This is a genomic window from Bradyrhizobium sp. CCBAU 51627 (genome assembly GCF_028128765.1).
Taxonomy (GTDB): Bacteria; Pseudomonadota; Alphaproteobacteria; order Rhizobiales; family Xanthobacteraceae; genus Bradyrhizobium.
Genome location: NZ_LBJG01000065.1, coordinates 1 through 10,991, shown reverse-complemented (window position 1 = coordinate 10,991; position 10,991 = coordinate 1). Strand labels below are relative to the sequence as shown.

Genomic DNA, 10,991 nt, shown 5'->3' with positions numbered 1-10,991 from the left:
GGTAACGCCCTTGCGCTTGGCTAATCCTTCGCCACCATCAGGCTGGATAGAGGACTTCCACCTCCAAGCTGTCGTTCATACTCGGCACACAAAAGAAGCCCCGGTGGAAGCCGGGGCTTTAATTTGGTCGTGATCTTTTCTTCGATTGGTCGTTTGTTGCTCAGTAGCGCGCGATCACGGGCGCGTCGAATTTGTAGCTGGCGCGGACGACAGCCCACTGGATGTCGCGCGGCTTGGCATCGAAGGTGTAGTTACCCGCAGTGCCGCCGAGCTGATAGGTCTGGCTGCCGAACGCCGCGTAATTGTATTCGAGGCCGACGATCCAGTTGCGGGTGATGCCGTATTCCCAACCGGCACCGACGGTCCAGCCGTTCGCCCAATGGGTCTGACCACCCGAGCCGGTCACTCCGACCGTGTCGGTCACCGACAGGCGGTTGTTGACGCCGGCATAGCCGCCCTTGATGTAGAACAGGTTGTTCTGCACGGCGAAGCCGGCACGGCCGACCACCGTTGCGAGCACGTTGGCGCGCCAGCTGAAGACGTTGCCGGCCGGAGCGAACGCGGTGTTCACGATCGTGCCCTTGTTGTCGAGGCCGGAGATCGTCCCTTCCATACCGAACACGTAGTTGTTGGCCTGCCAGTTGTAGCCGATCTGCGCGCCGCCCATGACGCCCGAATTGCGCTGGCGATAGCCCTGGCCCGGCGTCAGGTCGCCGAACGCCGCGCCCGTACCGTTGTTGATGAACTGCTCGTTGGTCCATGCGCCGCCGATGTGGCCGCCAACATAGAAGCCGGTCCAGTTGAACAGCGGCTCGATATAGGCAGGCGCCTTGGTGTAGGGCCGCGCGGCGAGATCGGCGGCAGAAGCGGCGCCGGTCGAAACCAGAGCGGTCGTGCAGGCAAAGGCAGCAATCAATTTGTTACGCATGGTACACCCCGTGTCCTTGATGGGCGCACGCTCACACGCAGTTCTTACTCAAATTTGAATCAAGAAAGTTAAGGCGTGGGATCGGCTCGTGGTGACCTTTGAATCCGTTCGCGCTGTTGCACGCGCGCAACGCAGAAAGCGCAACTTAACGGGACATTATCCCTACCGAATCCCTGCGCTGGGATGTCGGCGCGGCTTTCGAATGAACGTGCTCGGGCCGCACGCCGATCGCAATCACGCGCGCCGGAATGCCCTGAAGCCAAGGCCATGCGGAGATCAGCCTCAACAGAAGCGGCACCTTGAGCGGCCGACCGCCGCTCGTCAGCGCACCGCCGATGATGTTGTTCTGCACGACCACCTGCATCACCTGCGTCACCTTCACCGGGAACTCGCGGCGCCGCCTGACGGCATCGAGCTCATGCTCGGTTGGGCAGCCGCGCGTCAATTTGTCCGCAAGCAGGTTGGCGGTCGCGATCGCATCCTGCACGGCCAGATTGACGCCGACGCCGCCGACCGGCGACATTGCATGCGCGGCGTCACCGATCAGAAGCAACCCGGGTCGTGCCCAACGGCTCAAGCGATTGATCGCCACCGTCAGCAATTTGACGTCGTCAAAACTCTTCACCTCGGCGATGCCGTGCTCGAGGATTGGCGCCATGCGCACGACGTCGTCGAGCAGCGCCGGCAATCCCCTCGCCTTCACCGCATCATATTGCCCCTTGGCGATGACATAGGCGCATTGCCAATAGTCGCCGCGGTCGAAGGTGACCATCATCTTTCCGGACTCGACACGTGCGAACAAATTCTCGGTCTGGTCGGGCGTTCGCCCCACCCGGAACCACAGCACGTCCATCGGCGCCCCGATCTCCTCCACGCTGAGGCCCGCACGCTCGCGCACCGTAGAGTGCCGGCCGTCACACGCGATGGTGAGATCGGCCCCGATGTCGACAACGCCGTCGGACGTCCTGGCACGCACGCCGGCGATGATCTCGCCGTGGCGGATCAGGTCGACGGCCTCCGTGCTCATCATCACCTTGAGCGAGGCGAAGCGCTTGCCGGCCTCGCGCAGGAAATTCAGAAAATCCCATTGCGGCATGAAGGCAATGAACGGGTACTTCGTGTGCAGCCGCCGCAGGTCGGCGATCCGCACACTGGTTCCGCCGATCAGGCCGTCCATCGTCTGCAGGCGCTGATGCGGCAATTTGAGGAAACCGTCGATCAGACCGAGCTCGTCCATCACCTGAAGCGTCGAGGGATGCACGGTATCGCCGCGAAAGTCGCGGAAGAAATCGGCGTGCTTCTCCAGCACCACGACATCGACGCCGGCTCGCCCGAGGAGATAACCGAGCATCATGCCGGCGGGCCCGCCGCCAACGATGCAACACCGGGTTTTCACGGAGTGACGCGGGACGTGCCGTGGCGTATCTGCTTCACCCATCCGATCCTCGCTGACGACCCTCGTCTGCCCGCGATACAACAAGTCCGAGCTGGTTGGCTGGGTTTCCGAGTGATCGTCCCGTCGTCGACAGTTTCGGCTGACTTGAGGATGATCTTGCAGTGCGCACCCTGCTCATAGTGCTTGGCATCTGGTTGCTGATCAACGTGCTTTTTGTCGTGATCATGCTGCCGCCGCGCAAGGCGCGCGGTCCGTATCCGCGCAAGACGGGCGCACTTGCGCCGGTTCCGATCGATCAGCGTGGCGATCCGCTCGAGGAACAGGAGAAGCTCCTGCTCAGCCACGTCATCATCTCGATCGCCATGGGGGCGTTCTTCTCGCTCGCGCCGCCCTTGATCGAGGCCTTCGACTCTCTCAAGCGCTTCATCCGCAAACCTCGGACCTAGCGGAGCGGCACCCCGCCCTCCTCGAGATCCTCCAGGCGCGGCTCAATTGTTGCTGCGGTTCGCCGTACGGAAAGTCTTGACCTCGGATACGCTGCCGTCGCGATAGGTCAATTCGACGGACATGAACTGCGTCGCGGCCGGCAGCTTCTCGTAGAGCAGCATGCCGGCCGTGATGGCAGAGGGATCGCGAAGATCGCAAGGCGGCAGCTTCAGCACCTTGTCCGGCACCGCCGTGTCGATGCCGATCCGCGCCTCGCGGATCGCACAGCGGTACGACAGCAGATGGGAATAGTAGACCAGCAGCCCGTTGAACTGACGGAAGGACAGCCAACTCGTGGCGGTCATGTCGAGGATCTTGCGCTGGTCGCGGATCAGCGCGGCTTCGGGATCAAACTTGATCGGGAACGGGCCCTGCATGTCGCCGGCGGCATCGACGTAACGAACCTCGATGGTGCCGGCCTGCGCATCCGCAGGCAGCTCGATCGACGGGTTCGGCATCCGCTTGCGCGTGCGCGGATCGAGCGTGTCCATGAATCCGGTCTCTCGGAAATCGCCATTGCCGGCCATGCGCCAGGAAATGCCGATGGTGGGATCGGCGAAGGAGAATGTCACGCTCCAGCCGCCGTTGTGGCGCGAGAAGCTCGCGATCGGCGCGTTGGTGGTCTCCTCCCGCGGCACGCGGGGCACAGCGACCGGCGGCAGCGCCGCGACCTTCTGAGGCGGCGGATCGGCCGGTCGCGCTGCGGCGGTCGCCGTATCCTTCACGGCGCCATTGAGGAAGACGTCGTCGACCATCTGGTCGAAATAAACCGGCACCTGCTTGTGCTTGACGGTGTCGGCCATCTCGCTGACCAGGCGGCGCGTGTGCTGCGCGACCTGCACGAGATTTTCGCCGGGCTGCAGCAGCTCCTTGGCGAAGGTGCGCGTGAACACCGAATTGGGATTGGCATCGTCGCTGGACAGACGATCGAGCGCGGTCTGGCGCGGGCCGGCCGAGAACACCGAGAACACGCCCTCGGGCAACTGCGTCATCGGCGCCAGCCCGCCGCCGCCGGCGACCGCGCGCGTGCCTGATCGTTCAAACGGATTGTTGCGGCAGGCATCGAACACCAGGATCGAGGTGCGCGCCTTCTTGTTCTGAAGACGCTCGACGACACGATCGGCCAGAATGGAGGCATCGCGCACCAGCTCTTCCTGGCCTTCCGTCGCCGCCGGCACGTCGGTCGGCAGCAGATAGTTCTGACCCGCGATCTCGAAGCCATGGCCGGCATAGAAGAAGAACGCGGTGTCACCGGGCTCGATCGCCCGGTCGAAGGCGAGCAGCGTCTCGGTGAACTGCCGACGGTTCTGGTTTTCAGCGACCATCACCTGGAAGCCGAGCTGCTTCAGCGTGTCGCCCATGGTGCGGGCGTCGTTGACGGCCTTCAGCAGCTTTGGAACGTTCTTGTAGTCGTTGTTGCCGATAACGAGCGCGACGCGCTTTTCGGCGTGGGCAACGCCCGCGAAACCGCTGAGGCTCGCCGCCAGGCCAAGTGCTGCCAGAGCTTTGAAAAACCGCCGCGTCATCGTGACATTCCTCTTGCAGAACGGCTCCCCCTGGGCTCCTAGCGGAACCCTGCGCCGTTGATGTGATAGTCGGTCCAGTCCCATCGAGGGTTCAACCGCTCGGAGCTTGCTCATTGTCATCTCGCCTATGGCAGATTCCCGCGGAATCTGCTCATTCTGAGAGGCAATTCATTCGAGACGAGGGGCTGCCGTGTATCGCTGGTGCACCGACGAGGTCGAGCCGCACGAACGCTTCGATTATTGGCGCGAAGTTCGCGCCAAGGGGCTGTTCGGGGTCACGGCGGAACTCGATCGCGAACGGCGCGACGACTTCCATGGTGAGTTCTCGCTCAGCCAGGTCGGCGGCGGCGGACTGGTCGAGCTGAAGGCCTCGTCGTACGCGGTCGAACGGAGCCAAGCCGACATCGGCCGTGCGCCGGGCGACAGCATCTGCGTCTACCAGCAGCTCGGTGGCGGCGGCTGGTTCGGCGGCATGCGCTCCGGCGATTTCGCGATTGCCAATGGCAACTTCGCCACCAGCCATACCGACCTGCCCTACCGCACCAGGCCGCTAGGCGCTTCAGGCTTTCACCTGCGCATCCTGAAGATCCCCGTTCGCGCCCTCGCCACTCAGGACAAGCGCATGCGCGAGCTTGCGCCAAAACCCTTCAACGATCCGGCTCTGCACCCCCTGCTCGATGCCTGCTTTGCCGATCTCGGCGAGGCTGCCGCGAACGATGGCTCCCGCGATCCCGCGTCGCTGGTGCAGGCGCTGGGGCACCTGGCGCTGATCGAGCGCGGTATCGTCAGGCCGGGCAGCCGGCGCGGACAGGCCGCGCTGCGGACCGCCCGCCTGTCGCTGGCGCGGCGCCTGATTGCGCGTCATTTGCAGGACCCCGATCTGGCGCCGACGCGGGTGGCCGATCTGCTCGGCGTCTCCGTGCGCCATTTGCACATGCTGTTCGAGGCGACCGACCGCAGCTTCTCCCAGACCGTGACCGAGGAACGGCTGGAGAGAAGCCGCCGCATGATGCGCGAAGCGCCGCAGCGGCTAGTCGCGGACATCGCCGTCGCCTGCGGGTTCGAGAGCCTCGCGACCTACTATCGGGTCTTCAACGCCGCCTATGGCATGGCGCCCGGCGATTTCCGGGCCAAGGCCGCAGGGTCGCGTTAACCACCCGCCTGGCCACCGCAGCGAAAAGCCGAGCCGCGCCCGCTATTTGAGCAAAAACCCTAGGTTTTTTAGGGCCTTCCCGCGTGCGCTCCATTGACTTTGGCGGATTCCTCCTTATGTTCCGGGTCGACGCGGCTCAGATCGAGGAGCGATTCCTGAGCCTTGCGCTTTGTTCGCGTGAGTCAGCACCCCCAGCTTCTTTGAGAGCGCGCCGTTTCGGGGTGGAACGCGACAGCCTTTTTACCCTCGATTCCGAACGGCGGTTTCGACCAGAGGCTCAATGTCCTTTTCCAATCTCGGACTGTCCGAAAAAGTCCTCGCCGCAGTGGCGGCCACCGGTTACACCAACCCCACCCCCATTCAGGAACAGGCGATCCCCCACGTCCTCGCACGCAAGGACGTGCTCGGCATCGCCCAGACCGGCACCGGCAAGACCGCAGCCTTCGTGTTGCCCATGCTCACCATTCTCGAGAAGGGCCGCGCCCGGGCGCGCATGCCGCGCACGCTGATCCTGGAGCCGACCCGCGAGCTCGCTGCGCAGGTGAAGGAAAACTTCGACCGCTACGGGGCCGGCCAGAAACTCAACGTCGCCCTCCTGATCGGCGGCGTCTCGTTCGGCGACCAGGATGCCAAGCTGATGCGCGGCGTCGACGTGCTGATCGCCACTCCGGGCCGTCTGCTCGACCATACCGAACGCGGCGGCCTGCTGCTCACCGGCGTCGAGCTGCTCGTCATCGACGAAGCCGACCGCATGCTGGACATGGGCTTCATTCCCGACATCGAACGCATCTGCAAGCTCGTCCCCTTCACGCGGCAGACCCTGTTCTTCACAGCGACCATGCCGCCGGAGATCCGGCGCATCACCGAAGCCTTCCTGCACAATCCGCAGAAGGTCGAGGTCTCCAAGCCCGCCACCACCGCCGTCACCGTGACGCAGTCGCAGGTGCCCGCCGGCCGCGAGGCGCACGAGAAGCGTGAGCTGCTGCGGCGCCTCCTGCGCGAGGCCAAGGATCTCAAGAACGCGATCATCTTCTGCAATCGCAAGCGCGAGGTCGCGATCGTTCACAAATCGCTTCAGAAGCACGGCTTCAGCGTCGGCGCGCTGCACGGCGACATGGACCAGCCGGCCCGCATGGCCGCGCTCGACCAGTTCCGCAAGGGCGAGCTGCCCCTCCTCGTCGCCTCCGACGTCGCCGCCCGCGGCCTCGACATTCCCGAGGTCAGCCACGTCTTCAATTTTGACGTCCCTCACCACGCCGACGACTACGTCCACCGCATCGGCCGCACCGGCCGCGCCGGCCGTACCGGCACTGCGATCTCGATCGTGACGCCGCTCGACCAGAAGTCGATGACCGCAATCGAGAAGCTGATCGGCCAGAGCATTCCGCGCGCCGAGGGCGATTACGAAGTTCACGCCGACAGCGGCGAGCCAAGCGACCGCCCGCGCGAGCAGCGCGGTCGTGAGCGTTCCCGCGGCGGACGCGGCAAGCCGCAGCGCGGCCGTGACCGCGAGCGCAGCCACGAGCCGCGCGAGGCACGGCATTCGGCCGAAGCAAGGCCGGCACGCGAGGCAAGGCCGCAGCGCGAAACCGGGCACGCTTCGGAGCCGCGCCATGGTTCGCGCCCCCAGGCCAATCATTCGCACGTGCCGTCGATCGGTCGTCCCGAGCCGCGCCGTCAACGCGAGGTCGATACCGAGCCCGGCGATCACTCGCATCTCCCGGCGTTCTTGTTACGACCGGTCCGCTCCCCCGCCGGGGCCTGACACCACTATGCACGTCTGAGTTGAATAGCCGAACGTTTACTGACCGTTCATCATCGTCCGTTAGCCTACGAACATAATTTAAGCATTGCTGCGGTCGATGGGCGCACCGACCGTCGTGGGGTATGTTCTGTGGTCAAGGTGCTCGATGAACACGAACGCACGATGGCGTTCGCCGAGGTGGCGCTCGGTCAGATTCGGTCGCTGAAGCAGACCGCAATTCCCCGCAATTACGAGATCTGGTACGTCTACGCGACCGGCTACAACGCCCCGCTGAACAAGATCATCAACGAGACGCTCGCACGCAACGGCAAGCTGACCGAAGCCGATCTCGAGCAGATCTACGATACCTATCTCTCCCACATCAAAACGACCGACCGTATCGACAAGGTCGGTGCGCGCGTCATCGGCGAGATCGACGACGTGATGACGGTACTGAGCGACGCAATCGGCATGACCGGCACCTACGACGCCAGCCTGTCGGGCGCAAGCGAGCAACTCTCCTCAGCCGGAAGCCGCGAGCAGATCAAGGCGATCGTCGAAGCGCTGTTGCGCTCGACCGGCGAAATGCGCGAGACCAACAAGACGCTGGAAGACCGGCTGAGCCTGTCGAAGAACGAGATCAGCAATCTCCAGCAGAGCCTGGAAGCGATCCGCGCCGAAAGCCTGACCGATCCCTTGACCGGTCTCGGCAATCGCAAATATTTCGACCGCATGATCGGCATGGCCGTGCAGAGCGCGCTTGCCAGCGACGAGCCCCTGTCGCTGCTGCTGCTCGACATCGACCATTTCAAGTCGTTCAACGATTCCTACGGCCACCTCACCGGCGACCAGGTGCTGCGGCTGGTCGGCCTGTCGTTGAAGCAGACCATCAAGGGGCAGGACATCACCGCGCGCTATGGCGGCGAGGAGTTTGCGGTGGTGCTGCCCAGCACCGCGCTGCGCCAGGCCCTCACCGTCGCCGACCACATCCGCCGCGCCGTGATGGCGAAGGAGTTGAAGAAGAAGTCCACCGGCGAGATCCTCGGCCGCGTCACCATTTCCGTCGGCGTTTCGATGCTGAAGCAGGGCGACGACACCGACGCGCTGATCGAGCGCGCCGATGCTTGCCTCTACGCGGCCAAACGCAACGGCCGCAACCGCGTGATTTGTGAAGCCGATCCTGAATACGCCGTCGAGACGCACAACCGGGTGGCGTGAGTGATCGTGGCAAATCTAGTTTTGATCTGGAAGCTCTCGCGGTCTCGTCCTGCACCAAAGGCGTCCTCGGTCTGAGCTTTTCCGGCAAGGATCAGGTCTGATCGAGGAACGCCGAGATCAGAGGATTGACGATCTCGGGGGCATCCTCGAGACAATAATGGCCAACCCCCGCGAGGCGATGGACCCGCGCGCCGGGAAAAACCGCCTCGAAGAGCGGCAGGAAATGCGCCGCATGAAGTGTGCGATCCGCCTCGCCCCAGATCGCCAGCGCGGGCTTGCCGCGGATGGCGCGATCTGCTGCCGCATCGGGTGCTTCGAAGCGGTGAGCGCCGGTTGCAAAACCTTTGGCCCAGCCGATCGCCCCGAGACATTCGGCCGGACTGGCAAAGGGTGCGCCATAGGCGGCAAGCCAGTCGTCGGTGATGATCGCGTTGTTCTCGAAACCATTCAGCTTCAGCGTGCTCAGGATATTGAAGCCGAGCTGCCCGAGCACGGTTTCGAGATTGCCCTCGGCTTCGGCCTGCGCAATCCAGCGAAACCAGGGTGAAACAACAGCATTTGCCGTGACGCGCGCGAGCAGATCCGCCTGGCCAAACGGCGTCGGACCGTTGGTCGAGACGAACCGACGGATCCGGTTCGGATGCCGCGCGGCGAGTCCCATGCCGACCGGACCGCCGAAATCGTGCATCACGAGCGTGATGTCGGTGAGGTCGAGCGCGAGAACGAATTTTTCCAGATTGTCGATGTGGTCCTGGAGCCAGTAACTGCGCGTCGCCGGCGTCTCGCTCTTCCCGAATCCCATGTGGTCCGGAACGATGACGCGGTGTGTCGCGCCCAGCATCGGAATCAGGTGGCGGAATAGATAGCCCCAGGTCGGCTCGCCATGCAGGCACAGCACCACCTCGCCATCGCGGGGGCCTTCGTCGACGAAATGCATCCGGAAAGCGGAGGCATCGGTGAAATGCGGCGCAAAGGCGAAGGTGCCACCGAATGTGGCGTCGGATCGGATCATGGCTTCCTCGACGTAACGCGGTTTTAGATTGCAACCACGATGGCCTAGCGCTTGAGGTTTTAGTTTGCAACCACTAATATCGGCAGTGGGCGCGCGCTCAACGCGAAGCGCAGAGGAGCGGCGGATCGGTCACGATGGGCAAGAGAGTGAGCCACAAAGACTCGCTGTGCGGCGTCGCGCGTCCTCTGGATGCGATCGGCGACTGGTGGTCGCTTTTGATCGTGCGCGATGCCTTCGACGGCTCGCGGCGGTTCGGCGAATTTCAGAGGAGCCTCGGACTCGCCAAGAACATCCTGTCGGCCCGGCTGCGCAATCTTGTCGCGCACGGCATCATGGACGCCGTACCCGCGGCGGAAGGAGGCCCATATCAGGAATATGAGCTGACCGAGAAGGGACGCGGGCTGTTCCTGGTTCTTGCAGCGCTCAGGCAGTGGGGTGAGGACTTCTTCTTCGCGCCCGATGAGAGCCACGTGCTGCTGGTGGACAAGAAATCCACCCTCCCCGTGCGCCGGCTGGAATTGCGTGCCCAGGATGGACGCATTCTTGGTCCCAGCGACACCGTCATACGACGACCGCCGAACACGTCGGAGATGGAAACGGCAAACCGGCAGCCCCGGCCTGCAAAGCGCCGGGCCTCCAAGTCCCGCACGCAGAAAGAGCGGCCATAGCGGCACGAGCCGCAAACCACTACGCTTGACAACCTGATCTGACGAACGACATCTTCATCACCGCCCTACGGCCTGCCCGCGAGAATTTGTCGTCGTGCCCAATCCCCACGATTTTCATACGCCGCAACCGTCCTACAGCAAGAACGAGCTGCTGAGATCGAGCGAAGGCGGCTATTTTGGTCCAGGCAACGCGCAGTTGCCGGCGCCGCCGATGCTCATGATGGACCGGATCAACGAGATCAGCCTGGACGGCGGCGAATACGGCAAGGGGCACATCGTCGGCGAGCTGGACATAGTGCCGGATCATTGGTTCTTCGACTGCTACCATCGCGGTGACGCAATGATGCCGGGAAGCCTCGCGCTGGACGCGATGTGGCAGATGATCGGCTATTGGCTGGGATGGTCCGGCTCGCCGGGCAAGGGCCGCGCGATCGGCGTCGGCGAGGTCGAGGTCACGGGCGCGATCACGCCGGAGACCCGATCCGTGCGCTATGACGTGGCCATGCGCATGGTCCGGCGCGGCAAGCTGGTGCTCGGGATTGCTGACGGCCGCGTGTTTGCGGACGGTGTCAGCGTGCTCGTGGCGAAGGATATGCGGGTGGGCCTGACCAAGGCTGTCGACTAAGCAGACGGTCTCGTAGGGCGGGCAAAGGCGCATCGCGCCGTGTCCACGATCTCGACATGATCATTTCGAACGGTGGGCACGCTTCCGCTCTGCGAGCTACGGCGGACAAGCCGCCTTGCCTACCTACCGGACCGCCTTCTTGGTCGTCCGTGAAGAACTCTGGCTTCAGGCTGGAATGGCCTGAAGCGCGGCGGTGAGAGCCGAGAGGATTTGGCGCAGCAACAGGCTGAGCCAA

Annotated in this window: 10 protein-coding genes; 6 read left to right on the top strand and 4 right to left on the bottom strand. The window is 63.9% G+C overall.

Annotated elements, in window-relative coordinates; translation table 11 throughout:
* Positions 1–160 precede the first annotated feature (160 nt).
* Positions 161–928 (bottom strand): outer membrane protein, encoded by a 768-nt coding sequence (locus XH88_RS25850; protein WP_271671069.1) that lies wholly within the window; start codon positions 926–928, stop codon positions 161–163.
* A 145-nt stretch (positions 929–1,073) separates the two neighbouring features.
* Positions 1,074–2,366: an FAD-dependent oxidoreductase gene (locus XH88_RS25845; RefSeq protein WP_271671068.1), complete on the bottom strand. Its 1,293-nt coding sequence runs from the start codon at positions 2,364–2,366 to the stop codon at positions 1,074–1,076.
* A 119-nt stretch (positions 2,367–2,485) separates the two neighbouring features.
* On the opposite strand from XH88_RS25845, the gene XH88_RS25840 reads away from it, so the two are divergent.
* Positions 2,486–2,770, top strand: coding sequence for a hypothetical protein (locus XH88_RS25840; protein ID WP_271671067.1), 285 nt, complete (start codon positions 2,486–2,488; stop codon positions 2,768–2,770).
* Between the two features lie 42 nt (positions 2,771–2,812).
* Here XH88_RS25840 and XH88_RS25835 read toward each other — a convergent pair whose 3' ends face one another.
* Positions 2,813–4,336 (bottom strand): caspase family protein, encoded by a 1,524-nt coding sequence (locus XH88_RS25835; protein WP_271671066.1) that lies wholly within the window; start codon positions 4,334–4,336, stop codon positions 2,813–2,815.
* Between the two features lie 190 nt (positions 4,337–4,526).
* Here XH88_RS25835 and XH88_RS25830 point away from each other — a divergent pair, with 190 nt between their 5' ends.
* The 3 genes from XH88_RS25830 to XH88_RS25820 all read left to right on the top strand — a co-directional run bounded on the left by XH88_RS25830 (position 4,527) and on the right by XH88_RS25820 (position 8,451).
* Complete coding sequence (locus tag XH88_RS25830; protein ID WP_271671065.1) at positions 4,527–5,489, top strand: helix-turn-helix transcriptional regulator; 963 nt, start codon at positions 4,527–4,529, stop codon at positions 5,487–5,489.
* 280 nt (positions 5,490–5,769) lie between these two features.
* Positions 5,770–7,254, top strand: a complete 1,485-nt coding sequence (locus XH88_RS25825; RefSeq protein WP_271671064.1) for a DEAD/DEAH box helicase — start codon at positions 5,770–5,772, stop codon at positions 7,252–7,254.
* Positions 7,255–7,383: 129 nt separating this feature from the next.
* Positions 7,384–8,451: a GGDEF domain-containing protein gene (locus XH88_RS25820; RefSeq protein WP_271671063.1), complete on the top strand. Its 1,068-nt coding sequence runs from the start codon at positions 7,384–7,386 to the stop codon at positions 8,449–8,451.
* 91 nt (positions 8,452–8,542) lie between these two features.
* On the opposite strand, the gene XH88_RS25815 is transcribed toward XH88_RS25820, so the two are convergent.
* Positions 8,543–9,463: an alpha/beta fold hydrolase gene (locus XH88_RS25815; protein ID WP_271671062.1), complete on the bottom strand. Its 921-nt coding sequence runs from the start codon at positions 9,461–9,463 to the stop codon at positions 8,543–8,545.
* 134 nt (positions 9,464–9,597) lie between these two features.
* Between XH88_RS25815 and XH88_RS25810 the strand changes: the two genes are divergently transcribed.
* Positions 9,598–10,131, top strand: a complete 534-nt coding sequence (locus XH88_RS25810) for a winged helix-turn-helix transcriptional regulator (RefSeq protein ID WP_271671061.1) — start codon at positions 9,598–9,600, stop codon at positions 10,129–10,131.
* A gap of 94 nt (positions 10,132–10,225) precedes the next feature.
* On the top strand, positions 10,226–10,756 hold the full coding sequence (gene fabA, locus XH88_RS25805; RefSeq protein WP_271671060.1) for a bifunctional 3-hydroxydecanoyl-ACP dehydratase/trans-2-decenoyl-ACP isomerase: 531 nt from the start codon (positions 10,226–10,228) through the stop codon (positions 10,754–10,756).
* Positions 10,757–10,991 lie beyond the last annotated feature (235 nt).

What these genes read in the sequence shown, in the direction of transcription:
- XH88_RS25835 (WP_271671066.1), bottom strand. Translation starts at nt 4,336, where the DNA reads ATGACGCGGCGGTTTTTCAAAGCTCTGGCAGCACTTGGCCTGGCGGCG.
- XH88_RS25810 (WP_271671061.1), top strand. Translation starts at nt 9,598, where the DNA reads ATGGGCAAGAGAGTGAGCCACAAAGACTCGCTGTGCGGCGTCGCGCGT.
- XH88_RS25825 (WP_271671064.1), top strand. Translation starts at nt 5,770, where the DNA reads ATGTCCTTTTCCAATCTCGGACTGTCCGAAAAAGTCCTCGCCGCAGTG.
- XH88_RS25815 (WP_271671062.1), bottom strand. Translation starts at nt 9,463, where the DNA reads ATGATCCGATCCGACGCCACATTCGGTGGCACCTTCGCCTTTGCGCCG.
- XH88_RS25845 (WP_271671068.1), bottom strand. Translation starts at nt 2,366, where the DNA reads ATGGGTGAAGCAGATACGCCACGGCACGTCCCGCGTCACTCCGTGAAA.
- XH88_RS25850 (WP_271671069.1), bottom strand. Translation starts at nt 928, where the DNA reads ATGCGTAACAAATTGATTGCTGCCTTTGCCTGCACGACCGCTCTGGTT.